This is a genomic window from Clostridium ihumii AP5 (assembly GCF_000612845.1).
GTDB lineage: Bacteria > Bacillota > Clostridia > Clostridiales > Clostridiaceae > Clostridium_J > Clostridium_J ihumii.
The window spans coordinates 186,120-212,983 of record NZ_CCAT010000043.1; the positions used below are offsets into that span (position 1 = coordinate 186,120).

Here is a 26,864-nt window from a genome sequence, read left to right on the forward strand (position 1 = left end):
ATTTAATATTTATTATTATATATGTCAAGTTTAAATAGCAATTTATGGATAAAATTATTGTTTTTATACGTCACTTGTATTAAAAGAATTGAATATTATAAAAATAAACTTAATTAAAAGGTGAGATAAAGTATGAATAAGACAGTAATAAATGCTATTTTAAAGAAGGGAAATCATATATTAAATAAGCTTAATAATGATACACTTAATGCACAAGAAGTAAATAATAATGTATTATATAAAATAATAAACTATAATAAAAACACGGAATATGGAAAGAAATATAATTACAGTAAAATTCATAATGTTGAAGATTTTATAAATAATGTACCATTAAACACTTATATGGATTTCAAATGTTATATAGATAAAATATATTGTGGTAAAAAAAATATTCTGACTAAAGATGATATAGCTTATTTTAGTCGTACTTCTGGAACTACTGGAAATCAAAAATTTATTCCAGTGACAAAAAATAGTAGAAAATGTGCAAAAAATTATATGGGTGCACTAACTGAAGTGGTAATATTTAATAATTTAAAAAGTAAGTGGTATTATGGAAAAGGTGTAATGTTAAGTGATATGGTAGTTAAAAGCAAAAGTGAAAATGGAATTCCAATAGGAGCAGCTACATCAGGTGGAATGAAATCTATTAAAAATATTATTCCATTAATATGGACAACACCTATGGAAGTTTTAGAACTTGAAGATAAAGAAACTGCATTATATTTGCATATACTTTTTGCATTAGCTAATAAGGATTTAACCTATATTGGTGCAACATTTATTTCAAGCATATTAGATTTTTTTAGAGTTATGGAAGAAAATTGGAACATATTAATTTATGATATTGGTAATGGAAAAGTTAATGAAAATTTAAATATAGATGAAGCTGTGAGAAAAAAACTAAACTCTTATTTGATACCTATGAAAATAAGGGCAAATAAGCTTAGAATAGAAGGAAGTAAAGGATTTAAGGGTATAGCAAGACGAGTATGGAATCATCTTATGGTAATAACTACTGTTACAGGAGGGCCTTTTAAAATTTATGATGATAAAGTTAAATACTATATTGAAAATGTACCTATATACTCAAGTGCCTATGCTGCATCAGAATGTACCATTGGAATAAATCTTTGTTTTATTAAACCCAATTATGTAATAATACCAGATAGTGCTTTTTTTGAATTTATAAAAGTTAAAGATATGGATAGAGATAATATAAAAACGTATATGTTAAGTGAACTATCAATTGGGGAAGAATATGAAATTGTTATAACTAATAAGGCAGGTCTTTATAGATATAGAATGGGTGATATTGTTAAGGTTGTTGGATTTTATAATAATTCTCCAGAGGTAGAATTTCTCTATAGAAAAAATCAATGTTTAAATATGGTATCAGAAAAAACTACAGAAGAACACATAAATGTGGCTATAAATAACACTATGAAAAAACTTAATTTAGAAATGATTGATTATACTACAAGACCAGATAATTCTAGAACACCGGGGCGATATATATTTTATATTGAATTAAAAGTTAATAAATGTTCAAAGTTAATTATAGAAAATAAATTAGATAGCGAATTAAAACTTAGCAATAAAGCTTATGAGAGATTTAGAGATTATAATAAGCTAAATAAGCCAAAAGTTATTTTATTGTCTACAAAAAGTTTTGAAAAAATAAAATTATATATGATAAGTAAAGGAACTTCTAAATATCAATTAAAAATTCCTAGAGTAATTAATAAAGAAGAAATGATAAAATTTATTGAAAATATATAGGTGGTATTTTCTAGTTACAACAACATGTGTATATATAATAAATATTGCTTTGCTTTTAAATTATTAAAAAAATGTAGGATTTTATGATATAATTATTAAGTCAATTTTAAAATTGATATATTAAGTTTTAGAGTATTAGGAGGATATACAATGTTTACTAAGGAAGAATTATTAGTAATTAAAGATGCAGTTAAAATTGCGGACAAAGAATATATTAGATTAATTGATATGCATAAAAATAATAAGAATAATATGGTTGCTTACAATAAAAAGCAAAAAAAATTATGGAGACTTGAAAATAAATTAAATAAAATATTAGATGAAAAATTATATGAAGAGTAGAGTGTAGAAAGAATTATGTAGTAAATAAGATGAATTTACTACATAATTCTTTTATTTTTAACAATTAATACGATGAAATTATTTAATTACGACTTAATATTACATAATTTCCAATAAAAATACTACTTTTCAAATAAATATATAAAGTTCTTATAAATTTCCACGAAAATAGAAAGTGATTTTAAAGAAAAGGAGACGTAAATATGGACATAAGAAAAAAAGCATTTATAAACATCATTATATTGTTTATTGTATTGTTTATATTTTCATCCATTTGTGGATGGGGAGTTATAAGCCAAGAAGCTGTTAATATGAGTGCAGAAGAAGGGACTAAAACACTTAGATCAATAGTGACTATGATTGATAAAAATAAATTACAGGAAGTTACAAAGTCAAAAAGTATAGAAGATGAATATTATGTTAGACTTGAAGGGCAATTAACTGACATTGTAAATGAAAATAACTTAATGTACTTATATACATATAATGAAAATCAGGAAAATGGTATAGAGTATGGTGTAGTTGCTAATTCTTTCGCTGATGGTACACTTGATACTTTAGGATTAGTTATGGATCCTAATGATGTTGTAGATGAGATGAAAAAGGCCTTAGATGGAAAAGAATCTTACACAAAAGTAATGAATAATGAAGAATGGGGAAAATACATGTCATGCTTTGTTCCAATTAAAGATGATAATGGAAAAGTGTTAGGAGCATTGGCGGCAGATATTCCTCAAAAAGAGGTTTCAGCTAGAGCATTTAAAATACTAGTTAAAGTTCAAGCAATTTTAGGGTTAGTTTGTCTTATAGTAGCACTTGGTGCATATGCATTTATTATAAAATTTATAACAAAGCCTATAAATGAACTAAAAAATAACCTTACATTAATGTCAAAAGGTGATTTTTCAGTAAAAGTTAATGAAAACTTTTTAAAGAAAAAAGATGAGATTGGTCTTATAGCATCAGCTATAGAACATACTAGGGAAAGTATAAAAAATATTGTATTAAACATAAAAGATGAAAGTAATATGATTAATCAATCTATCGAAGAAACTTATGATAATATTTATAATCTGACTAAGGAAGTTAATGAAATAGCAACAGTATCACAAAATGTTTCTGAAGCTATGGAAGAAACAACTGCATCAGTAGAACAAATGCAATCAGACTCATCAATTGTTAATAATGTTATTAAGGAAATTGAAGAAGATGCAGCTAGTGGAGTAAATAAAAGTGATTGTATAACTAAAAATTCTAGAGATTTAAGTAACACAGTAACTAATTCTAAGGAAAATGTTGATAAAATATACTCAGAAGTTCAAAGTAATTTAAGATCATCTATGCAAAAAGCTAATGATATAAAAGTAATAATGGAATGTACTGATATGATTGTAGAAATTAGTGAACAAACAAATTTACTTGCATTAAATGCATCTATCGAAGCAGCTAGAGCAGGAGAAAATGGAAAAGGATTTTCTGTTGTTGCAGATGAAGTAAGGAAACTTGCAGAAGAGTCAAAAAAGGTAAGTTCATTAATTGAAGAAAAGGCTATTTTGGCTGTTGATTCTGTTGAGAAACTAGTTGATGACTCAAAAAAAGTTCTTAATTTCTTAGATACAAAAGTTCTTAAAGATTATGAAATGTTTTTAGAAACAGGAAATCAATATGTAGATGATTCTGGTACAATGACAGGATTATTTAATAATTTCTTTGAATCAACAAATGAATTGAATGAAACAGTTACATCTATAGGAAAATCAATAGATGATGTAGTTTTAGTTACTAATACAACAGCGGAAGAAGTTACTGGTATTAGTAAAAACATAAGTAATATCAATGATAAATCTGAAGATATTTTCACTCAAATTCAAAATACAAAAACAAGAAGTAATAACTTACAGGAATTAGTTAAAGATTTAAAAATATAGAATAGAAGGTATGTAAATTTGGAAAAACTTTTTACAAAAGATAAAATTAATTTAGGTCGTCAAAATGAATTAGATTTAGCTAAGGGATTAGCTATTATATTTATGATACTTGTTCATACAAATGAAGTTTTTTTAGCTCCAAAAGTAGAATTAGGTAGTTACAATAGAATTATTGAATTTATTGGTAGTCCACCAGCTGCTCCAATATTTATGATGTTGCTTGGAGCTGGAATAATATACTCAAAGAAAAGTGATGCAAAAACATTGTTTAAGAGAGGTATATGGCTATTTTTATTAGGATATATTTTAAATTTCATTAGAGATTTTATTCCATATACTATATTAGCAAAAGTTAGTGGTGATATGAGCTATATTCAAACAGGATGGACCTTATGGTGGGGTAATGATATTTTACCTTTTGCAGGAATAGCTTTCATGTTTTTTGCTGTTATAAAGAAACTCAATGTTAAAAATATAACACTTTTTATGCTTTGGTGTGTATTTGCTACATTAAATATGTTCTTAAGAGGAATTTCTTTTGAAAATGGATTTGTTAATGGATTTTTTAGATTAATTTGGGGAACAGATACTTATGCCTGGTTTCCATTTTTATCTTGGATTACATTTCCCATACTAGGATATTTCTTTGCACAATTACTTATAAGATGTACAAATAAGGATTTATTTTATAAAAATATATTTATGGTAACGGCTCCACTTTCAATTCCTTTATGGATTTATTCTTATATAAATAATGTTAAATTTGGAGCTTTTGGTGAATTATATCAAACAGAATATTATCATCACGATATAATGGGGAATATTGTTCTATGCACATTTGCATTGTTTTGGATAAGCCTTTGCTATTTTGCATCAAAACATCTTCCTAAAATAATACAAAAAGCTATGGCTAGGTATAGTAAAAATTGTAATTTAATGTATTGTGTCCATTGGATTCTTTTAAGATACTTAATGTTAATTATTGAAGAATTATCATGTATGCCTGCAAAACTTTTATGTATATCTATAGCTGTTTTTGTTGCAACCGATATAATTTGTATTACAATTGGAAAATATAAGACAAAAAAGCGCAATCTAAAAATGGCTTTATCATAAATTTATAATGAAAGGGTAATACACTATGATGTTAGTGTATTATCCTTTTTATAATTCACAGATAAATATAAAAAAATCACTCACTTCTTAAATTTGGGTGTGAGTGATAGGATTAAAATCAATCCTAAAAAAGTTTATAGTGTCAATAATATTCTAATATAATTATTCATTTGGCTTTTTATATCCCCATACATAAAAATATTCAAGTGGTATATCTCTCATAATTAAATCATGGTCCTTTATTTCATAAGTGAAAAATTTAAATTGACGTGTAGTTACAGTACCTACTACTTCTGCTTTATATCCATAAGGCTCAAAAAAAGGATTATCTACTACTAAAGTTTGAATTGTTGGTGGTGAAAAATAGAAAGGAGTATCAAACTTTACTATATAAACGCCAGTTGCCTCATGAGTAACTTTAAAGCCAGTTCCATCTAAAATTGAACCGTCAGCAGCTATAGATCCATCTATAAATCTTGTTTTTACTTCATTTTCTAATCCATACATTGCACAAACCTCCTTTGGTAGAATAATGCTACCTAAATCATCAATACGTCTTATAACTCCTGATGTTTTCATTTTTATAAATACACCTCCTTATTAATCTATCATACCTTCTGCTGAAAAATTAACATCAAAATCTTTTAAATACATTTTAGTTGGTTCCATTTGAATAGTAAAATATTTAAATGAATTAAGATTTTTTGAAATTATTTTAGTGGTTGCACCTTGAACTTGGTCAGAAATAGTCATTTTTATTTCAGGTGGTTGATAAAAAAAAGGATGTTCGAATTCAACTATATAAACTCCAGTTGATACATATTTAACAGAAAATCCATCACCTTTAAATTCACCTGAACCACTTATTTTCCCTTCTACTTTGTGAATTATTGGAACACCTGAATAACTTGACATATTATAGCCTCCTTAGTTTATTATATTAATTTATAATATAAAGGATTTCTTTACTTTTAGTGTAATTTTAAATTGTAAAATAAATTTAATTAAATATAGAAACCCTACAAACAATATATGATTTACAACTGTTTATAGTGCATTATTTAATAAAAATTTATTTTAACAGTATAACTTTGTAAAATTACATTTTTACATAAACAAATATAAAATAATACATCATTAAAATAATTTGTATAAATTTATTCTAATAGTGTATGTAAATTGTAATAAAACAGTATAATTAGAATAGTTGATTGTAATAATTTTAGAAGAAGGTGTGGTAGACATGAAAAATGTTAATAATGAACAAGATGTTTTAGATACAATAAATAATAACACCATGACAGTTGTCTATTTTAGTGGTAAAGATTGTGGTGCATGTGATGTTATAAAGACTAAAGTTGAAAATATATTAAAATATTATCCTAAAATTGAAAATGTAGAGATAGATGGTGAAAAGAATATTGAACTATCTGCTCAATTTAATGTTTTTTCGTTGCCAATATTTTTATTGTATATAAATGGAAAAGAAACATTACGTATTGGTAGAAATGTTGATTTATTAGAGCTTGAAAGTAAAATAAAGCGATATTACAATATGCTATTTTAATTTTTTTACGAATATATACTTAAAAAATAAGAACTTTAATTTCATAATAAATTAAAGTTCTTATTTTTATAAAAGCATTTTATGTTTTATAGACCAGTATAGTGATATTCATCTTTCCAAACTAAGTCTGTAGTAATTTTAAAGTCTTCAAAACTATCTGAAGTATTGTAATATATATTTACAACAGTAAATTTAGAGCAAAGTTCTTTACTTATAATTATTTTAAAATCATCAACATCAAACACTAAATCATCTTTAGTAGCTTTATCTAAAGTAATGTAAAAAATAGCTCCACTACAAGCTATTTCTTTTAAATAAACTCTAAATGTTTTTTCATTAATTGAATCTTGTCTACATAATTTATTTAATACTAATTTTGCAGAATCTGTTATGTTTATTATCATATTTAAGACCTCCGTAAATTTATATTTCAATTCTTATATTATTTGTATTATTAATAAAAAAATGAAAATATCTTTCTTATTTTATAATAATACATTAATTAATTATTTTATAGTGGTTACAAAAAAGTGCCTAATTGAGAATAAAAAATCACTTTGATATAGTAATAACATAAACAAAAGGAAGGTTTAATAAGATGTAAAAATCGTATTAATGAGGGTAAAATATATGAATAATAAGTTGACATATAAGCTACAAGATATAGTTGTAAAAAATCAATATGTAGAAGTTATAATAAAAAATAAAATTAAAGATGAAGAAATTAATATTAAGGATGCACATATATTCTTTAGATATGAACCTAAAAAAGATATAGGCTATTTAAGTTTTGGTAAGTCTAAAGAAAGCACTGTATGTGAAGTTAATGATGAGAGTATAAATGAAGTAATTGTATATGATGATTCTTTAAGTATAGAAACTAATGAAAAAATTTATTATTGTCATAAAAATAAAGATAAAATATATTTTTAATATTAGATTACAACACTATATATAAGATATAAAAAGGAGAAACTAAAAATGGCGAAAGTAATAAAAACAAATGAATTTGAAAACTTAGTAGAAAATAAAGAAGGCGTAGTTGTAGTTGATTTCTTTGCAACTTGGTGTGGTCCATGTAAAATGCTATCACCAGTGTTTAGTTCACTAGGAGAAGAAATGAAATTTAAAACAGACTTTTTAAAAGTTGACATAGATGAAAGTGAAATTTTAGCAAGAAGATTTAAAGTAAATACAGTACCCACAGTAATAATATTTGAAAATGGACAGGAAATGGATAGGTTAATAGGTTTTATACCTAAAGAAAACCTAAAAGAAAAGGTAGAATCATATTTATAGTTTTAATACTTGAATAAAGTTATTGTTAAGAAGAATAGATTAAATCTATTCTTCTTTTGTGTCTTAGTTTTAAGTAGTTGATTATTTATATTAAATAAGCTATGTTTAAATTAGTCCAATCAATGGAGAAAGGAATGAAAGTAGGGTTTAGATATGTAATAGATAAAAGAGATACAAAGACTCTCAATTCTATGTTAAATGTATATAAATCAAAGGTTAATATTAATAATTTGAAAGGTGATAAAGATAATGAATAAAGTAATTAATATTAAAAACTTTACTAAAAGTTATGGTAGTTCAAGAGGTGTTATTGATTTAAATTTATTTGTTGAAAAAGGAGATATATTTGGATTTATGGGTCCTAATGGAGCAGGAAAATCAACAACTATTAGAAGTATCTTAGGACTTATATCACCAACAAGTGGAGAAATTGAAGTGTTTGGTAAAAATAATAAAAACAATTTAACTGATATTTTAAAAAGAATTGGATATATGCCCTCAGAGGCAATGTTTTATCCTAATATGAAAGTTTGCGATGTTATAAAATTAGCAGCAGACATCCACAAAAAGGATTGTAGTATGGAGGCAGAAATATTATGCAAAAGACTAAAAGTAGATAAAAAGAAAAGGATAAGTGAGCTATCTTTAGGAAATAGAAAAAAAGTTAGTATTATTTGTGCAATGCAACATAAACCAGAATTATATATATTTGATGAGCCAACATCTGGACTTGATCCACTTATGCAACAAGAGTTTTTTAATTTAATTAAGGAAAGAAATGAAGAGGGATCAACAATATTTTTATCATCACATGTACTTGGAGAAATTCAAAGATATTGTAATAAAGTTGCAATTATAAAAGAAGGAAAACTTGTTAAGGTAGATACTGTAGAATCACTTTCAAAAACAAAATCAAGAAGAGTTACTATATATGGTATAAATAATATTGAAAAATTAGATGAAATATATGATGTTACTGTTAGTAGTGAAAGTATAAGTTTTTTATATAATGGAGAAATGTCAATTCTAATTAATTCATTAAATGGTATTAATATAAAGGATATTATAATTGAAGAACCGTCACTGGAAGAGATATTTATGCATTTTTATGATGGAGGTGTTAATTAGTGATTATTTTAAAACATGAAATGAAAATGTCATTAAAAACCTTAATGATTTGGTCAATGTCAGTTGCAATTATGATTTTAGCATTCATACTCATGTTTCCAGGGCTTAAAGATTCTATGTCAGATATGGCTAATAAATTTTCTTCTATGGGAGGTTTTTCAGATGCATTTGGTCTTGATAAACTTAATATTGGAACAATAATGGGCTTTTATGGCACAGAGATAGGAACAGTTTTTGCTATTTGTGGTTCAATATTTGCTGCTATAATTGCTGGAAGTGTTTTATCTAAAGAAGAAGAAGGTCATACAGCTGAATTTCTTTTTACATTGCCATGTAGTAGAAAAAGTGTAGTTCTTCAAAAAGGAATTGCTGTTATATGTAATATATTAATATTTAATGCTATTTGCATAGTAATTTCATTAATCTCTTTTAAAATAATAGGAGAAGATATTTTATATAAAGAGTTTTTTTCATATCATTTAACACAACTTATTATGCAATTTGAAATTGGGGCAGTTACATTTGCTATTTCATCTTTTCAAAAAAACACAAGTGTAGTATTAGGAATTGGTTTTGCTTTAATACTATATTTTTTAGATATGATTGTAAGAATAATTCCTAATACAGAAATATTAAAATATTTTACTCCATTTTATTATGCAAATGCTGCTGATATATTAAGTGGTGGTAAGCCACATTTAAATCTTATATTTCTAGGAATATTTGTTACATTTTTAATGATAACTATAGCTTTTAGTAAGTATACAAGAAAAGACTTAAAATCATAAATAACAAAAAGCTTTAATGTGTATTATGACGATTATTTCTTCATTTATTATTTTTGGTCATGTAGAAATTATAATAATTGCTTATGGATTTTAAACCATTGAAAATGTAGATGAAATTATGGAAAAATAATAAATTAGTTATAGATACAATGATTAATTATATAGAAGAAAGATTGTAAAGCTAAAACCATAACCTCTAGTATGAAAATTATTATACTAAAGGCTATGATTTTAGCTTTATTTTTTAAATAGTCCTATTTTATAATTTCTACATTTATCATTTTTAGAAAAAATTCCAACAATAAACAATGAAGAACCTAATCCTACTAAAAATCCCTTTATAAATTCAGGAAGTATATTAAAACAGTTTGATAGTAAAAATATGGCATAAAATAATATACCAAACCTTATATAATTGTTTGAACTTTTCATAGTAGTATAACCTCCATTAAATAAAAAAAATATCAAATATACAGTATGAAAACAAAAATATTCCAATAACTAGCGATATATACCAAACTAAAGTTGTGTTTTTCAAAACTTCATTGCATTCTTTATTAGTTTTTATATTCAGTAAATTACTAATAGATATCATCATTAAAACAATAGGCATCATTAAATCATGATACTTATCTACAAATAAAGTAAATATAAGCATAATGAACAAAATAATAATAAATATCATATAAAAAATTTTTAAATTCTTCTTCATGTCGTTCACCTAACATTTCTTCAAATAATAAAGTTTAAATCCAACTTTTATAAAACTTAAAAGAAACAACACCATAACAAGGGTATAAAAAACTATTTCATTAAAAAATCCAGAAATTATAGTAAGAAAAGCAATTAAAATTAAAGAAACAGTAGAGCTACTTGAAGAAGTTTTGCTTAAAATATGCTTTTTTCTTTCATCATTTTCTTCAATATAAAGTTTTTTAAGTTCATCATTGCTATTTAAAGCTTTTCTATATCTAATAATACCAAGTACAAATAGTAATTCTAGTCCTACAAAGAAACCAGTTTGAAAACCTTGTATTCTTCCACTAGCTATTTTACTTGTATTTGCAAATAAGTTAAGTTTAGTTGAATAATAATTTATAAATGCAATAAAAATGCATGCAATTATATTAAAAGTTATTAATAATATCATCTTTAGTTTAATTGATTTTTTAAAACTATCCATTTAAATCTCCTCCACATCTGAAAAATCAAATACTTCTTCTATAGAAAGTTTAAAATATTTAGAAATTTTATATGCTAAAACAAGGGAAGCTGTATATTTTTCACGTTCTATAGATGTAATTGTTTGTCTTGTAACACCAACAGCCTGTGCTAATTCTTCTTGCGAAATTTTATTTTTCTTTCGTAATTCTTGAATTTTAGTTTTCAAAGCAATCCTCCTTTGTAAAGTTAACTTTACAATTTAAGTATAGTATACTTTGCACAAAATGTAAAGCTTACTTTGCAATATTAATTTTATAGGATATTGAATTAACATTGCAAAGTGAGGTATTATAGGGTTCTAAGTTGAAAATTTAAACAACACATTTATCAATTGAAAATTTTTTTCTTTCAATTGATAATTTTAATTCTAAATTTTAATATATATTTTTTATTGACATTTGACGGTGAACAATGAATGAAAAAATCACAATAAGACTGTTGGAATTTCAAATTGTAATGAGAAAAGGAGGTATATATTATAATTGTTTTAATAATATAATTTTCATTAAAAGTGCTTACATTTTTGATATGGTCACTTTTAATGAAAATTTTTAAGCAAATGTTTATATGTTAAATATTACTATGTCTTAAAAGAAACTTTTGGAATTCCTTTGAAGCTAAACTATGAGGATGTTGTGTATCGTATATTAGACTGATATATCGATTAGGAAGAATTTCTTTAAGATTAATCTGAAATACTTCACCTTTTTTTATTGATTCAAAGGCCATGTCTTCTGGAATAAATCCAAGGCCTAAATTATGTTTAACCATTGGAAGTATTAAATCTGATGTAGCAGATTCAATACTTGGAGATAATAAAAGTTTATTACGCCTAAATACATCTTCCATAAAGTCTCTTGATTTTGTTCCATTAGAAAAACTTATAATAGGATAATCTATTAAATCTTTTAAAGAAATACATTTATCTTTAAGATGGCAGAAAGTATTTCCTGCAATTAATATATCTTGAATAGTTTTTAGGTTTGTATAATTCATATTAGGATATATAGTAAAAGGAGTTGCAGTAACAGCCATATCAACAACTCCGTTTTTTAATGAATCTATAGCTTCATCTGTTGAAAAATTATTAATTTTAAACTTTACATTTGGGTATTTAAGATGAAACTTATCTAATTCATCAAATAGAAAACAGTGAAGAGCAGTTTCTGTTGTACCTAAATATACTATACCACCATCTAAACTGATTGAATTAATAAGTTCAGATTCACCTTTAAGAAATTGTTCACATCCTATAGCTACATATTCATATAGTTGCTCACCTTCGGGTGTTAATTCAATGCCACGATTATTTCGTGTAAAAAGTCTACAACCAAGCTGATGTTCTAGATTATGTATGGTGTGACTAACTGAAGATTGACTTGTTAATAAAACATTTGCTGCTTTAGTAAAATTTTTATATTTACAAACATAATAAAAAACTTTGTAATAATCATAACTTATCATAGTGAGCCTCCTGACATGAAAAAAATTCATAATAAGTATATTATATTATCATTTTACAATATATTGAATAAATTTTATACTTATATTATGTATAGGATTACAAATAACTTTAGGGGGAACTATAAATGAATAAGGATTTAACCGTTGGAAAACCAGAAGTGGTTTTATGGAAATTTTCTCTTCCGCTCTTTGGAAGTATTATATTTCAACAGTTATATAATATTGCAGATAGCCTTGTAGCAGGAAAGTTTGTTGGTGAAAATGCACTTGCAGCAGTAGGAAATTCATATGAAATAACATTAATTTATATTGCATTTGCATTTGGTTGCAATATTGGTTGTTCAGTTATTGTATCACAATTATTTGGTGCTAAAAAATGGTCAGAATTAAAAACTGCAGTAAATACTACATTAATTTCAAGTGGAGTTTTATGTTTAACTTTAATGATACTTGGATTTTTATTATGTCCTTTTTTATTACATTTAATTAATACACCAAGTGAAATATTTGATGATTCAATGCTTTACTTAAATATATACACAGGTGGACTTATATTCTTATTTTTCTATAATATAGCTACAGGAATATTCTCAGCAATGGGGGATTCTAAAACACCATTTATATTTTTAGCAATATCATCTACAGCAAATGTGTTTATAGATATCTTATTTGTAAAAGCTTTTAATATGGGTATTGCAGGTGTTGCATGGGCTACATTTTTGTGTCAAGGTGTAAGTTGTCTTTTAGCACTTGTCACAGTTTTTAAAAGATTATCAACAATACATACAGAGAAAAAGAGCAAGATTTTTTCTGTAAAAATATTTAAAAAGATTTCAGCTATAGCTATTCCAAGTATACTTCAACAAAGTTTTATTTCAGTTGGGAATATAATTATTCAAGGAATTATTAATAGTTATGGAGCAAGTGTTATTGCTGGATATTCAGCATCTATAAAGCTTAATAATCTTGTAATTACATCTTTTTCAACCCTTGGAAATGGAATGTCAAACTTTGTGGCACAAAATATAGGAGCAAATAAACAGGAACGTATAAAAAAAGGTTTCCGTGGTGGACTTATAATGGTATATGTAATTTCCATACCAATAGTAATACTTTATTTTATATTTGGAAGAAGTATGGTGCATATATTTATGAATCAAAGTACTGGAGATGCTATAGATACTGGTATTCAGTTTTTAAAAATTGTTTCACCATTTTATTTTGTAGTATCTACAAAATTAATTGCAGATGGAGTATTAAGAGGCGCTGGTGCAATGAAATTATTTATGTTTGCAACTTTTACTGATTTAATTTTAAGAGTTGTACTTGCAAAAGTTTTATCAATGGAATTTGGAGTTATTGGAATATGGTATGCATGGCCAATTGGTTGGGCAATTGGAACTATTTTATCTGTTATATTTTACAAAAAAGGCCATTGGCATAAACAGTTAGTAGATGTTAGTGTATAGAGATAATTAATTAATTTCTTATACAAAATTAGTAAATACTTAAAACCTTTAAATTTATTAAGTAAATTTAAAGGTTTTTTTATTGTATAGCATATTGAAATTGAAAACTAATTCACAAACAAAATAATTAAAAGTCTATTTATTTATAGACAAATTTTAAAATTGCTCATATAATAAATATATAAATTAGTATGAAGGGATGTTGAATAAGATGAATGAAAATGATAAAGAATTATTTTGGGAGGCAAATGTTGATGAAGTAAAAAAAGGATATATTGAACTAGAAGATTGCTACAAATGCATAATTTGTGAGGAAGAATTTGAAAAGGGTAGAGTCTATGAAATAAATTCTAATTTTTATGATTGTAAAAAAGCTATGGAAATTCATATACTTGAAAAGCATGGTTCTACATTAAATTATTTATTAAATATGAACCCAACATTTATAGGTATATCACAAGTACAAAGGGAAGTACTATTTCTAATGGCAATGGGATTAAGTGATAAGGAAATAGCTATAAAATTAGGAGTTGCACAATCTACAATAAGAAATCATCGTTATAAGTTACGTGAGAAGGAAAAGCAAGCAAGATTATTTTTAGCAATGATGGAATTAATATCAACAAATGCAAAGAAAAATCTAACTGTATTAGATAAAGAGATGTTATGTGATGCACATAAAACAGCAACTACTATTGATGATAGATATAATATTACAGATAAAGAAAGAGAAACTACTATTAAAAATTACATTGATGAAACTGGAGCAATAAAAACATTTCCATCTAAAGAAAAGAAGAAAATTATAATTTTAACTGAAATAGTTAAGAATTTTTCAAAAGGTAAAAAATATTCCGAAAAAGAAATAAATAGAATTTTAAAACGAGTATATGAAGATTATGCAACAATTAGAAGAGCATTAGTTGAATATGGGTTTATTGAACGTTCTAATGATTGTAGCAGTTATTGGGTAAAAGAGTAACTATAATAGAAAATAAATTAAATATGTGGTATTATCTAATTAGGAAATAAATGTTAAAATGGAGAGTTTAAAAATGAAATTGTGCATTGTTTTTGCTCTATGCAAAGTCTAGAAAGGGCGTTTTGCATAGAGTAAGTTAATAAAATTCGACCATCGAGACTTTGCTTTTATTATTAATTAATAAAATAAAAAGGAGCAAAGTCAAAATGAAAAATTATAAAATAATAATTAATGAGCTTAAAAATTTTTTGCTTTTGTGGTTAACTCAATCGTTTTCCACATTAGGCAGTTCAATGACTAATTTTGCATTAGTTGTTTGGTCTTATGAGGAAAAAGGGTCTGCATTAACAACAGCACTATTAACAGTTTCTTCATATGCACCTTATGTGCTTATAAGCATTTTTGCTGGTGCTATTAGTGATAAGTGGAGTAAAAAAAGTATTATGCTTGTAAGTGATACTTTCGCGGCATTTTGTACAATAATTGTATTATTTCTTTTAAAAACGGAAAATTTAGAAATTTGGCACTTGTATATACTTAATGCTTTAAATGGGTTAATGAACACATTTCAACAACCTGCATCGGATGTAGCCGTAAGTCTTTTAACACCAAAACAACATTATCAAAAAGTAAGTGGAATACGTACATTCTCTAATTCATTGAATAGTATTTTAGCACCAATTATTGCAACTGCATTAATATCATTGACAAGTATTGACGTAGTGATTTTTTTTGATTTAACAACTTTTGCAATTGCATTTTTAACATTGTTATTTTTTATAAAAATTCCTTCAGTACCATTTATAGATGATAAAAAAGAAACTATTTTACAGGCAGCCAAAATAGGAATTCAATATTTAAGAAAGAATCGAGGAATTTTAGACTTAATATTATTTCTTTCAGCAATTAATTTTACTGCATCTATGTTTAATGCAACACTTCCAGCTCTACTACTTTCAGTAGAAGGAGGGGGAAAAACTGCATATGGCATAGTAAATATGTTTTCTGGAATTGCAATGCTTATAGGGAGTATAGTTATAACTCTAATTCCAGCACCTAAGAGTAGAGTTCGAGTTATATGTAACACATTACTATTATCTATGAGTACAGAAAACTTTTTTTTAGCTTTTGGTAAAAGTCTTCCTGTTTGGTGCATTGGGGCAGTACTTGGATGGATTAGCATACCCATTATGAATGCTAATATGGATGTACTTTTAAGAAATTATGTTCCAATAAATATACAAGGTCGTGTATACTCAGCAAGAAATGCATTACAATTTTTCACAATACCATTAGGATATACTTTAGGTGGTATACTAGTTGATACTGTATTTGAGCCATTTATGGAGAAGCAATCATCAATTTCAATTTTCACATATCTATTTGGAAGTGGAAAAGGTTCTGGTGCAGCAATGTTCTTTTTAATACTTGGATTTTTAGGTGTTGCCACTTGTTTGATTTTTAGAAATGACTCTAATATATGGGATTTAGAATAATCTAATTAATATAAATAGGGGAACTATATATAGTTTTCCTATTTTGTATTTCAAGAGTTACATAAATACAATAGATACATTTATAGTATTATAAGTATAATTTTTAAAATATTAATATGTTTAGCATATAAAGAAGTTAAAATTGTGGTAAAATATGTTATATATGAAATTGAATTACAAATTAGATATTTATAAATTAAAATTAGGAGGAGTTTTAATGAGAAAAGATATAAAAATATTTTCATTTATAAAATTTATATCTTTAGCTATAATTGCTGTAAGTTTCATTTTATTTTATGCAGTAAAAATTGATAATAATAGTACTAAGACTAGAACATTAAATTCAATAATTAACGATAATGCTTTACTAAAACTTAAAACTCAAAAGGAAGAAGAATATGAAATAGATAAAAATAAGAATATAATAATTAGATTTACAAATGAAAATATTAAGGTAATACCAACAAAAGAAAGCAAGATTAAGATTGTAGAAAAGTGTAATAAGACTTTATCAGAAAAAGAAAAATTTAAGGCGAATGAAAAAGATAATGAACTATTAATAGGAAAAGAAAATTATAAAAATAAAATTTTTCTTAATAATAGATATGAAATTATAGAAGTTTATTTACCTGAAAAGTACTCAGAAGATTTAGTTATAGAAGCTAATTCTGGAAATGTAACATTTGATTCAATTTCAAATCTAAAAAATGTAAGTTGTGAAACAACATCAGGAAATATATCAGGAGAAAAATTAATAGCTAATAATGATGTAAAAATAGAGGCAACATCAGGAAATATAAAAATAGATGAAATTCGTAGTAAACATGAAATTGAGACAACTTCAGGAAACATATCAATAAAATCATTGTTTGGATCAGGAAATATAGAATCAACATCTGGATGTGTAGATGTTATATATAATAAATTAGATAATTACTCTGAAATTGAAACTACATCAGGAACTGTTAATGTAAAAATGAATAAGAATATAAATTTCCAATTTGAAGGTAATTGTTCATCAGGAGAAATTTATAGTAATTTTGATTTTGATTATAAAAATAAAAAAGGAAATGAAGCTTATATAAAAACAGGAAAAGATCCATTTATTGATTTGAAAGTTAATACTACGTCAGGAGATATTAATATAACAAAGTGTAAAACAGACAATTAGTATAAATAGAAAGCATTAGCTTGTGATTTTATATAAGCAGTTAATGCTTTTTTTATTAATTATAATAAGAAAATTTTAAAATTATACTACATAATTAGATAAATACTACTTGAAAGGAAGAGCAAGATGGAAATAAGAGAATATAAAACAAGTGATTGTAATGAAATTGCAGAGTTATTTTATAATACTGTACATTGTATTAATGCAAAAGATTATGATAAGGAGCAATTAAACGTATGGGCTACAGGAAGTGTTGATATTAATAGTTGGAATAAATCCTTTTTAAAAAGCTATACATTAGTTGCAAAAGAGAAAGATAAGATAGTTGGTTTTGGTAATGTTGATGATAGTGGGTATCTTGATATGCTGTATGTTCACAAGGATTATCAGGGGATTGGAATAGCAACATCTATTTGTAATATGTTGAAAAAACAATATTCTGTAGAACATATTAGAACACATGCATCTATAACTGCAAAACCATTCTTTGAAAAACGAGGATATAGAGTAATGAAAAAGCAAGTTGTTGAAAGAAATGGTGTAAAATTAATAAATTATATAATGGAAAAATAAAAAATTAACCTATAGTTAAGTTTTTTAATCGTAAATTAATTATCATTCAATTGTACTTATATATTTTCATTGATAAAATAATAACATCAAAAGCTTTTGACAATAATAGTAATAAGGGAGTATTTTTCTATGAAAATAAATGAAATTATTAAAAAGAGACGAAATTCTTTAGGGTTAACTCAAGAACAAGTTGCAGATTATCTTGGAGTTTCAACACCAGCAGTTAATAAATGGGAAAAAGGAAGTACCTATCCAGATATTACTTTATTACCTCCATTAGCTAGATTATTAAAAGTGGATTTAAATACATTACTTTCATTTAAAGAAGATTTATCAGACAAAGAAATAGGAAGTATTATTAATGACTTAAGTTTATTAATTAATGATAAAGGTTTTGAAGTTGGATTTGAAAAAGCAATGGATAAGGTTCACGAATATCCTACTTGTGATAAACTAAATTTTAATATTGCACTAACATTATGTGGTGCAATGTTTATGTATGATGTAAAAGATAAAGAAATCTATGAAGTTGAAATAGAAAAATTATTTGAAAAAGCTTATAATAGTGAGGATTTAGAAGTAAGAAATCAAGCTATTCCAATGATTATTAACAAGTATTTTGAAAAAAAACAATATGATAAAGCACAAGAATATATAGATAAACTTCCAAGCTTTAATTATGATAAAAAAACTTTGCAAGGACGACTTTATAAGGAATTACAAGAGTATGATAAAGCATGTGAAGTTTTTGAAGGCAAACTACTTTCAGCTACAAGTGAAATTTTTTCAAGTTTACTATTTATGATGGAAATAGCATTAGAAGAAAATCGTAATGAAGATGCTAAGTATTTTGCAAGTACTATAGAAAAGACTTCAACTTTATATGATTTATGGGAGTATAACTCATATGTTGCATATTTTGAGCTATACAGTAAGCAAAAAGATGCAGAAAATTGTGTTGAAGTTCTAAAGAAAATGTTACCTGCGATACAAAATAAATGGGATATAGAAAAATCTAATTTATATAAACATATAAAGAGAAAAGATGATGAGAAAGGAATAAATAAACAGTTTCTTTCAAGTTTTATAAACACACTTATAAAAAGTTGTGATAATGAATTAAGCTTTCTTAAAAATAATAAAGAATTTTTAGCTTTAATAGATAAATATAATAAAGAATAGAGATTTTGGAAAATGTCAGTGTTGAAGATATAAATTACGCACTGACATTTTTAAACTTTTCTATTTTAAATATCCTTTATCATAGTTATACATTGATCTGTTTCTTTTCGAATTTTATAATTTATAGTTTTATATAAGGAAAAAGCAGCTGTATTATATTTGAAAACATTAAGCAACATTTTATTAAGACCTTTTTCCTTTGCGTCTTTTTCAACTAGAAGTAAAGCTTGTTTTCCATAACCTTTTCTGCGAAATTGTTCAAGAATTAAAAAATCACAAATAAAAGCAATGTCTTCATTTAATTTTTCATACCATATAAAACCTACGCTTTCATAATCATTATTTAAAATAATATAAACATAACTATCCTTTGTGTATTTACCTTGTGGAAGAAGATCATTAAAGCTTTTTTTCGCAGCTTCCATAGCATCTTCCTTACTAGATAATCCAGATTTTATTAAAGCCTTTGAATAGTCCTCAATATCCCATTGCTCAAATTTATTGAATTCTTCATCAGTCATTTCTCTAAACGTAACACCTAAATTACACATTTTAAGTTCCTCCATATTTTTAAAAATTAACTAAATATTAAATTTATTATATTATAGGGTTCCAATCTCAAATTTAAAGTAATGTTTTTATCAAATGATAATAGCCATGTTATAGTTTATTCTGATATCATGGTTGAAACCAATTAAAAACTAAGAGTAAAAAGTGAATAATTATGGTTGATATTACTCATTTCATTCTTAATATTTAAAATAGAAATACTTAAAAACTACGTTTTTATATTGTTTTACAATAATTTGTTATGTAAATTATTGTAAAATTTGATTAAAAAACTTAATTTTAGACTTTATTATTAATTTTTGCACAACACTTTAAATTGCTCTTTCTCAACTGAAACATGAATTGATGCCTATAATTAAAGTATAGGTTACTATTTAATGTTATAAAAGCTTAAAAATAATTCGGTATCATTTTTGAAAATATTGAAATGCAAACTTAGAAATTCTTAAGAAAGTCAATAATTAGAAAACATATTAAAATTAATAATAAAAGTATTTACATAAAAAAGATAATTTTAAATTAAAACATATTTTTGTAAATATGTAAATTTAATTACAATGTTAAATAAAAGAACTTTATTTTAGAATTAAATTTGAGACAGTATTTTATAATGTGCTATAATATTGTTAAAATTGCATTATATGTAAGTAAAAAGGAAGAAGGGAATAAATATGAAAAAACTAATTATAAGTTCTTGTATTTTATGTGCCGTTATATTTAGTGGATGTGAATTACATATTATGAATTCAATTTATTCAAATGAAAATAAAATATCTAGTGAAACAAACTCCTTTACTTTAAATGATAATAATCAAATAATTAATAATCAAGAGTATGAAGGAAAAATTAATTTTGAAGGAATGGATACTATATGGACATTTAATTCAGAAGAAGAATCAGAAGTTGAAATTTCATATGCATTATCAGTAAACAAAGGTAGTGCTAAATTAGTTTTAATAAAGCCTGATGGGACTCTAGAAACACTTATAGAAAGCAGTTCCAAAGCACCTAATGATAATGTCACTTCAACCAAATTATCATTTAAAAAAGGAGAACATAGGATAAAACTAGTTGCAAAAAACGATGCAGAAATAGATCTTCAATTTAAAGCATCAAAAGGTAAAATTAATAAAATTGGATTTGATAAATAAGAATATACACATTAAATTTTTAGAAAATTTTAAATATTTTTAAGAAAAAATTATTATATTATAAATTTATTCATAGAGGAGAGCATAACATATGCTATTTAAAAATATAGAAACTAAGAGATTAATTTTGAAAAATATATCAACTGATGATAGAGAATTTATATTTAATCAGTTTTCAAATGATATGGTAAATAGGTATCTATTTGATGCAGAGCCACTAATTAATATAGAAGATGCAGATGAACTTATTAATTTTTATATACAACCTGAGCCTAGATTACAACATAGATGGATTATAATACGAAAATCAGATGGAGTAAAGATGGGTACATGTGGATATCATTGTTGGAATCAGAAAAATTGTAAAGTTGAAGTTGGATATGACTTACAAGAAGAATTTTGGGGAAATGGATATATGCAAGAATCAATGAGAGAACTCATTACATTTGCTATAAATTATATGAATATAAAAGAGATATATGCTTATATTTATGTTGAAAATCAAAGGTCCATTCATCTTGTAGAAAAGCTTGGTTTTGCTTTAATTGGTTCAAGTTATGAAATATTTAGAAATAGAAAATACTTGCATAATATATATTCTAGATATATTTCTAATTTAACATAGTAATTGGAAAAGAGAGTTTTAATTATGAATAGTGAAGATAAAGTAATTGATTATTATATTAAAAGTAAAAAACTAGATAGTGATGTATTTAAAAATGAGAAAAATGTATTTCTAGAAAGTGATATAGAAATTTTTCATATGATTTCATTTGGAAGGTCAATGCTTTTCATAGGAAGAAGAGATTTAATTAACTGGGCAAAAGAGAATTTTAAAAATACTTTAGCAGAGGAAATACTTGATGGAGAAAATCTTTATAGTATTGAATGTAAATTAAGAGAATATAATTTTCATCTTGCAGGAGAGCATTTGAGATTCCTATATTGTAAGAAAGATAATATAAATTGTTCAGAAAATATATTACTTAAGAAAATAATAAAAGAAGATATGAGTGAGTTTTATATAAAATATCCTGGGTTTTACAATGCATTAAATTATGAAAAAGATGAAATGGCAATTGCAGCATTTATTGAAGGTGAAATAGCAGCTGTAGCTGGTGCAGACAATTACAATGAGCCATTATGGCAAATAGGTATAGATACAGTTAGGGAGTATAAGGGACAAGGGTTAGCAAAAGTACTTATTCAACAATTAGCAAATGAAATATTGAAATTAGATAAAATACCATATTATACAACATGGAGTGCTAATATTGCATCCATGAGATCAGCTTTATCAGTTGGATTTTATCCAGCATTTATAGAATATTTTGCAGAAGAATATTAGTTATAAAATGCTTTGCTACAAACAACAATATATAGTATGAAAAATTAATAAATACTAAAAGCAATGTCACTAAAAGTATAGAACTCAATTACAAAATATTTTAAAAATAATAAATTAAAATAAAGATTTTTTAATATAAGTTAGAGGTGACAATATGATTAATGAAGAAATCATAATAAATAATGCAATAAAATGGTCAAGATCTTATTTAGGATCAAAGGAATATGCTTTAAAATGTCTTGGATTTATTCAAGATGCTATTGAAAAAAGTAATGATATTGAAATAGTTGGAGGCTATTCTGCAAAAGAATCAGCTGATTTTTATAATGTATATGAAAACATAGGATTACCTCCAAAAGGAGCATTTATATTTTATAACTGTGAATGTTTAATTGATGATGAATTAATGAATTTAGGACATTGTGGATTATCACTTGGAAATGGAGAAGTGATACACTCATGGGATGTAATTAGAATTGATAATTATTTAGATGTTGAAAATTTAAATGAAAATTTTATATTAGGTAATCCTAAATATATTGGATGGGCGCCTATTGAAAGAGTATTGATAGGATATCAGTATAAATCTATAGAAGACAATAAATCTATTATATGAATTAAAGATAATATTGAGAGTAGTTAGGAGAATAAAAATGAATAAAGAAGAAATAAGAAAAATAGTGAAAGAAAATCTTAGTAAATATTTAGATTGTAAAATAGAAATTTTTGAAGAAAGTGGAGTAGTTTTTCAAACACCTAATAAATTAAATGAATTTCAACAAAATCCATTTTTAGAGATAACAAGTATTGAAAAAGCTGTTATTGTTTCAGCTTCAAATGAAATAATAAATAATATAAAACCATTATTAACTGAAAAATCAAGAGATGAGTTATTTGAATGTCCTTTAATATATGGACAATCTATTTATTATATCCCTGATATAAAAAGTTTAAAAATTCATGATTTATTGCCACAATATAAATATTTTTATTTAGAGGGAAAAGATATAGAAAAATTAAAAGATATTAAAGAATTTTCTAACTCATTAGAATTTGATAAAGATGGAAGTATAGCTACTACAATTGTATTTTTTGCAATGAAAGATAATGAAATTGTAGGACTTGCAGGTGCATCAAATGAATATGATAACATGTGGGAAATAGGCATAGATGTTAAAAAAAATTATAGAACTAATGGATTAGCAACTGTTCTTGTAAATCATTTAATGAACAAAATATTACGTAAAAATATTGTGCCAATATACTGTGCTTCATCAACTAATATTGCATCACAAGCTGTAGCACATAGGGCTGGATTAATTCCTTATTGGACAAGCACATACAAAAATATATTTGATGGTAGTTCAGTTTACAATGAGTTACTAAAACCATTATACAAATAATAAAAAATATAGTTACTTAATTAAATGAAAATAATAGAAAAAGTAGTGCGTTACAGCATTATTTTTTAAAAAGCTTTGATATAAACATATTTAAAATCAGGATAATAAATTTAATTTTGTGAATATAGAATGATACTAATAATAAAGTTTTATTTATAAGTTACATTTAATACTGTAAGACTACTATTGAGAAAGGAAAAAAATGAAATATTTAAAAAGTAAAAAATACAACAATGAATTTATAAAAGAAAATATGATGGGTCCTAATTCAATGATAATATTGGAAAAATTGCTGGAGAATGTTAACTTAAAAAGCAATATGAGAGTATTAGATTTAGGTTGTGGTAAGGGATTAACATCAATATTTTTAGCAAAAGAATATGGAGTGCAAGTATTTGCAGTAGATTTATGGATTTCAGCAAGTGAAAACTATAAACGATTTAAAAGTATGGGTTTAGAAAATCAAATTATACCAATACATGCAGATGCAACGGAATTGCCTTTTGCAGATGAGTATTTTGATGCTGTCATAAGTGTAGATGCATATCATTATTTTGGAAGTAATGAAACATATTTTGATAAATACTTATCAAAATTATTGAAAAAAGATGCATTAATTGCTATTGGTATTCCTGGCATGAAGTCTGAAATACATAATCGTATTCCAGATAAAATGAAATCTTACTGGGAAGAAGAGGCACTTGCAACATGGAATTCTTGCGATTGGTGGAAAAATTTATTATTAAAATCAACTAGTTTTGAAATTAAAAAAATTCAAGAAATGGATTGCTTTGATGATGCATGGCAAGCTTGGTTAAATACAGATAATAAATTTGCACTTGAAGATAGGGCTATGATTAAAGCAGATAATGGTGAATATATGAATTTGATTTGCATTATAGGAAATAAGAGATAAGTATATTATAGGGGTTCAAGCTGAAAAATGAAATTATTCAAATATTAAATGAGGATAGTGTTAGTAAAGGAATCAGTAATTATTTAAAACGTTATTCATAAAAATTTCAAAGAAACTCTAATAAATTTGCCATTTTATTTCCAAGAGTAAACGTCTATAAGTGAACTAAATTAAGAGCTATGTAATTAAATTCTAGTCTATTTTTTTATAACTTCATTTAATGTCAAAAATAAAAGTGTAGGAGCTTGATAAATAAAATGATTTGTGAACTTAGTAAAAATGAATATCATAAAATAAGATCTTTGATTAAGGGGCAAGAAGATATAAATGTTACTATAAATTCAATTATTGATAAAAATAATCGTGGAATAATATATGTTGATAATTTAGATAAACCTAGAGTTGCAATTATTTGGGCAATAGGATGTATGTATTATATTATTGGCGATACAGATAATGAAGACTTTAATAGTTCTTTAGATACTTTTATTACAAATGTACTTGGACCAGATAGTTTAGCAATTTGTAGTGGCACTCATTTTGGAATTACTATTTGTCAAGATGAAAATAAGTGGACAAGAAATCTAAATGCTATTTTTAATTATAGAAATCCATACAAAGAATATCGCTATTACTATGTTTTTGATAAAAATAAATATAAAAATTATGAAAATGATTTACCAGAAGGATATATAATTAAAAGAATTGATAAGGATATTATTAATAATGACTTGGAAAATTTAATTGTAAATGATATTTTAGGTGATTTTTGGATTTCAGTTGATAACTTTTTAGACAAAGGTATTGGTTTTGCGTTTTAAAAGAAAATAAAATTATTAGCAATTGCTTTAGTGGATATGTAAGTGGAGAATTTCATGATATTGTTATTAGAACTTATGGAGAAGAAAATGAAAGAAAAGGTTTTGCAACATCTGTATCTAGAGCATTTATAGATTGTTGCATTCTAAATAATATTACACCATGTTGGAGCACTGACGAAGAAAATATAAGTTCTCAGAAAATTGCAGAAAAGTGTGGATTTAAGTTATATAAAAAATGTAAATCTTATTATTTTCCTTTTTTACAAGAACATAAATAAATCTTAAATAATGAATATTTATTGTAATATGGTATGAATATTAGTTATCAAATTACAGAATTTAAATGTAAAAAATTATGATAATTAAATCTACAATAGGGATAGGGTAGATTTTAAATGTATAACCTGATGAAATGTTTAAATAGATGTAGGTGAAATATGTAATATATCTACATTAGCTATGTTAAATATTTCAGAATATAATGGACGAACAGAATTATTAAAAAAGATAGCAAATCAAATAATATAAATTTATGGAGGATTAAAATGAGTTTAGATGAATTAAGGTTGGATTGTGCATTAAAACAAAAAAGGGGACTTCATATTATTATAGCTTCAATTATTATATGGGTAGCTATTTTATGTATACACTTATCTTCAATAAATATTTTAACTAAGAATTTATTTACATTTTGTTGTACAGCTCCATTATTACCAATTTCATATGGTATTTCAAAAGTTATTAAAATAGATTTTCAAAACAAGAAAAATCCTTTGACTAAATTAGGTATATTGTTTTCAGTAAATCAAATGTTGTACTTGCTTATTGCTATGTGGGTATATCCGACAGTACCAGATAAAATGTTGATGGTTATAGCTATAATTTTTGGAGCACATCTAATGCCTTATAGTTGGTTATATAAATCAAAAGTATATTTTGTTTTATCCATTATAATTCCTATATGTTCATTATTAATTGGACTTAAATTTCAGCCATTTATTCTTGCTATTATGATGATATTATTTCAAATGTTTTTTTCTGTAAGTCTTATTATTGAAAATAAAAAACTAGAAAAATAGAATATTAGAAGTAATAGAATATAGAAAAATTAAAAAGCATTAGAAGAACTCACGAAGCAGAG

The 26,864-nt window shown here is 24.9% G+C and carries 32 protein-coding genes and 1 pseudogene; 24 read left to right on the top strand and 9 right to left on the bottom strand.

The features are described from left to right. Positions 1–132 precede the first annotated feature (132 nt). The 4 genes from BN346_RS06700 (at position 133) to BN346_RS06715 (ending at position 5,171) form a co-directional block, all read left to right on the top strand. Positions 133–1,785 (top strand): GH3 auxin-responsive promoter family protein, encoded by a 1,653-nt coding sequence (locus BN346_RS06700; protein ID WP_040327365.1) that lies wholly within the window; start codon positions 133–135, stop codon positions 1,783–1,785. A gap of 150 nt (positions 1,786–1,935) precedes the next feature. Continuing rightward, positions 1,936–2,127, top strand: a complete 192-nt coding sequence (locus BN346_RS06705; protein WP_040327366.1) for a hypothetical protein — start codon at positions 1,936–1,938, stop codon at positions 2,125–2,127. Positions 2,128–2,330: 203 nt separating this feature from the next. Next, positions 2,331–4,055: a methyl-accepting chemotaxis protein gene (locus tag BN346_RS06710; protein WP_040327367.1), complete on the top strand. Its 1,725-nt coding sequence runs from the start codon at positions 2,331–2,333 to the stop codon at positions 4,053–4,055. 18 nt (positions 4,056–4,073) lie between these two features. Then, the gene (locus tag BN346_RS06715; protein WP_051540129.1) at positions 4,074–5,171 is read left to right on the top strand and encodes an acyltransferase family protein; all 1,098 of its coding nucleotides are present in this window, start codon (positions 4,074–4,076) and stop codon (positions 5,169–5,171) included. Between the two features lie 162 nt (positions 5,172–5,333). On the opposite strand, the gene BN346_RS06720 is transcribed toward BN346_RS06715, so the two are convergent. Together BN346_RS06720 and BN346_RS06725 are read right to left on the bottom strand one after the other, a co-directional pair. Continuing rightward, positions 5,334–5,750 (bottom strand): hypothetical protein, encoded by a 417-nt coding sequence (locus tag BN346_RS06720; RefSeq protein ID WP_040327368.1) that lies wholly within the window; start codon positions 5,748–5,750, stop codon positions 5,334–5,336. A gap of 21 nt (positions 5,751–5,771) precedes the next feature. Then, complete coding sequence (locus tag BN346_RS06725) at positions 5,772–6,086, bottom strand: hypothetical protein (protein WP_040327369.1); 315 nt, start codon at positions 6,084–6,086, stop codon at positions 5,772–5,774. A 328-nt stretch (positions 6,087–6,414) separates the two neighbouring features. Between BN346_RS06725 and BN346_RS06730 the strand changes: the two genes are divergently transcribed. Next, positions 6,415–6,738 (top strand): thioredoxin family protein, encoded by a 324-nt coding sequence (locus tag BN346_RS06730; RefSeq protein ID WP_040327370.1) that lies wholly within the window; start codon positions 6,415–6,417, stop codon positions 6,736–6,738. A gap of 86 nt (positions 6,739–6,824) precedes the next feature. Here BN346_RS06730 and BN346_RS06735 read toward each other — a convergent pair whose 3' ends face one another. Next, positions 6,825–7,142 carry an iron-sulfur cluster biosynthesis family protein gene (locus tag BN346_RS06735; RefSeq protein WP_040327371.1) on the bottom strand — a complete coding sequence of 106 codons (318 nt, stop codon included), beginning with the start codon at positions 7,140–7,142 and terminating at the stop codon, positions 6,825–6,827. A gap of 226 nt (positions 7,143–7,368) precedes the next feature. On the opposite strand from BN346_RS06735, the gene BN346_RS06740 reads away from it, so the two are divergent. From BN346_RS06740 to BN346_RS06755, 5 genes are all read left to right on the top strand, one after another. Then, positions 7,369–7,671, top strand: coding sequence for a hypothetical protein (locus tag BN346_RS06740; RefSeq protein WP_040327372.1), 303 nt, complete (start codon positions 7,369–7,371; stop codon positions 7,669–7,671). Between the two features lie 48 nt (positions 7,672–7,719). After that, on the top strand, positions 7,720–8,037 hold the full coding sequence (gene trxA / locus BN346_RS06745) for a thioredoxin (protein WP_040327373.1): 318 nt from the start codon (positions 7,720–7,722) through the stop codon (positions 8,035–8,037). Positions 8,038–8,171: 134 nt separating this feature from the next. Further along, entirely contained in the window at positions 8,172–8,294 is a 123-nt protein-coding gene (locus BN346_RS22205; protein WP_278245505.1) for a hypothetical protein, read from the top strand. Then, positions 8,287–9,165: an ABC transporter ATP-binding protein gene (locus BN346_RS06750; RefSeq protein ID WP_040327374.1), complete on the top strand. Its 879-nt coding sequence runs from the start codon at positions 8,287–8,289 to the stop codon at positions 9,163–9,165. The genes BN346_RS22205 and BN346_RS06750 overlap by 8 nt, the downstream gene beginning before the upstream one ends. Continuing rightward, positions 9,165–9,953 carry an ABC transporter permease subunit gene (locus tag BN346_RS06755; protein ID WP_040327375.1) on the top strand — a complete coding sequence of 263 codons (789 nt, stop codon included), beginning with the start codon at positions 9,165–9,167 and terminating at the stop codon, positions 9,951–9,953. Before BN346_RS06750 ends, BN346_RS06755 begins: the two co-directional genes overlap by 1 nt. 237 nt (positions 9,954–10,190) lie before the next feature. Here BN346_RS06755 and BN346_RS06760 read toward each other — a convergent pair whose 3' ends face one another. The 5 genes from BN346_RS06760 to BN346_RS06780 form a co-directional block, all read right to left on the bottom strand. Then, positions 10,191–10,385, bottom strand: a complete 195-nt coding sequence (locus BN346_RS06760; protein WP_040327376.1) for a hypothetical protein — start codon at positions 10,383–10,385, stop codon at positions 10,191–10,193. Between the two features lie 16 nt (positions 10,386–10,401). Then, on the bottom strand, positions 10,402–10,665 hold the full coding sequence (locus tag BN346_RS06765; protein WP_040327377.1) for a hypothetical protein: 264 nt from the start codon (positions 10,663–10,665) through the stop codon (positions 10,402–10,404). Between the two features lie 9 nt (positions 10,666–10,674). Continuing rightward, entirely contained in the window at positions 10,675–11,136 is a 462-nt protein-coding gene (locus BN346_RS06770) for a hypothetical protein (RefSeq protein ID WP_051540131.1), read from the bottom strand. Continuing rightward, positions 11,137–11,343, bottom strand: coding sequence for a helix-turn-helix transcriptional regulator (locus BN346_RS06775; RefSeq protein WP_040327378.1), 207 nt, complete (start codon positions 11,341–11,343; stop codon positions 11,137–11,139). Positions 11,344–11,747: 404 nt separating this feature from the next. After that, positions 11,748–12,641 carry a LysR family transcriptional regulator gene (locus tag BN346_RS06780; RefSeq protein ID WP_040327379.1) on the bottom strand — a complete coding sequence of 298 codons (894 nt, stop codon included), beginning with the start codon at positions 12,639–12,641 and terminating at the stop codon, positions 11,748–11,750. Between the two features lie 125 nt (positions 12,642–12,766). On the opposite strand from BN346_RS06780, the gene BN346_RS06785 reads away from it, so the two are divergent. The 6 genes from BN346_RS06785 (at position 12,767) to BN346_RS06810 (ending at position 19,514) form a co-directional block, all read left to right on the top strand. Further along, positions 12,767–14,110, top strand: a complete 1,344-nt coding sequence (locus BN346_RS06785; protein WP_040327380.1) for an MATE family efflux transporter — start codon at positions 12,767–12,769, stop codon at positions 14,108–14,110. A gap of 211 nt (positions 14,111–14,321) precedes the next feature. Continuing rightward, positions 14,322–15,092, top strand: coding sequence for a DUF2087 domain-containing protein (locus BN346_RS06790; protein WP_040327381.1), 771 nt, complete (start codon positions 14,322–14,324; stop codon positions 15,090–15,092). A 206-nt stretch (positions 15,093–15,298) separates the two neighbouring features. Next, positions 15,299–16,588: an MFS transporter gene (locus BN346_RS06795; protein ID WP_040327382.1), complete on the top strand. Its 1,290-nt coding sequence runs from the start codon at positions 15,299–15,301 to the stop codon at positions 16,586–16,588. Positions 16,589–16,805: 217 nt separating this feature from the next. Then, positions 16,806–17,759: a DUF4097 family beta strand repeat-containing protein gene (locus BN346_RS06800; protein ID WP_051540135.1), complete on the top strand. Its 954-nt coding sequence runs from the start codon at positions 16,806–16,808 to the stop codon at positions 17,757–17,759. A 126-nt stretch (positions 17,760–17,885) separates the two neighbouring features. Continuing rightward, positions 17,886–18,332, top strand: a complete 447-nt coding sequence (locus tag BN346_RS06805) for a GNAT family N-acetyltransferase (protein ID WP_040327383.1) — start codon at positions 17,886–17,888, stop codon at positions 18,330–18,332. A 129-nt stretch (positions 18,333–18,461) separates the two neighbouring features. Beyond that, the gene (locus tag BN346_RS06810; protein ID WP_040327384.1) at positions 18,462–19,514 is read left to right on the top strand and encodes a helix-turn-helix domain-containing protein; all 1,053 of its coding nucleotides are present in this window, start codon (positions 18,462–18,464) and stop codon (positions 19,512–19,514) included. Positions 19,515–19,579: 65 nt separating this feature from the next. Here the strand turns inward: BN346_RS06810 and BN346_RS06815 are convergent, their stop codons facing one another. Then, on the bottom strand, positions 19,580–20,065 hold the full coding sequence (locus BN346_RS06815; protein WP_040327385.1) for a GNAT family N-acetyltransferase: 486 nt from the start codon (positions 20,063–20,065) through the stop codon (positions 19,580–19,582). A 690-nt stretch (positions 20,066–20,755) separates the two neighbouring features. Here BN346_RS06815 and BN346_RS06820 point away from each other — a divergent pair. The 8 genes and pseudogenes from BN346_RS06820 to BN346_RS06855 all read left to right on the top strand — a co-directional run bounded on the left by BN346_RS06820 (position 20,756) and on the right by BN346_RS06855 (position 26,802). Then, on the top strand, positions 20,756–21,235 hold the full coding sequence (locus BN346_RS06820) for a hypothetical protein (RefSeq protein ID WP_040327386.1): 480 nt from the start codon (positions 20,756–20,758) through the stop codon (positions 21,233–21,235). Between the two features lie 91 nt (positions 21,236–21,326). Next, positions 21,327–21,860, top strand: coding sequence for a GNAT family N-acetyltransferase (locus BN346_RS06825; RefSeq protein ID WP_040327387.1), 534 nt, complete (start codon positions 21,327–21,329; stop codon positions 21,858–21,860). Between the two features lie 24 nt (positions 21,861–21,884). After that, positions 21,885–22,583 (top strand): GNAT family N-acetyltransferase, encoded by a 699-nt coding sequence (locus BN346_RS20470; RefSeq protein ID WP_051540137.1) that lies wholly within the window; start codon positions 21,885–21,887, stop codon positions 22,581–22,583. Positions 22,584–22,737: 154 nt separating this feature from the next. Further along, complete coding sequence (locus BN346_RS06835; RefSeq protein WP_051540139.1) at positions 22,738–23,199, top strand: C40 family peptidase; 462 nt, start codon at positions 22,738–22,740, stop codon at positions 23,197–23,199. Positions 23,200–23,236: 37 nt separating this feature from the next. After that, a complete protein-coding gene (locus tag BN346_RS06840) occupies positions 23,237–23,986 on the top strand; it encodes a GNAT family N-acetyltransferase (protein WP_040327388.1) in 750 nt (249 codons plus the stop codon). Positions 23,987–24,188: 202 nt separating this feature from the next. Further along, positions 24,189–24,902 (top strand): SAM-dependent methyltransferase, encoded by a 714-nt coding sequence (locus BN346_RS06845; protein WP_040327389.1) that lies wholly within the window; start codon positions 24,189–24,191, stop codon positions 24,900–24,902. 257 nt (positions 24,903–25,159) lie between these two features. Then, a pseudogene (locus tag BN346_RS06850) lies at positions 25,160–26,001 on the top strand (GNAT family N-acetyltransferase). Positions 26,002–26,268: 267 nt separating this feature from the next. Beyond that, positions 26,269–26,802, top strand: coding sequence for a DUF7010 family protein (locus BN346_RS06855; RefSeq protein ID WP_040327391.1), 534 nt, complete (start codon positions 26,269–26,271; stop codon positions 26,800–26,802). Positions 26,803–26,864: the final 62 nt, after the last annotated feature.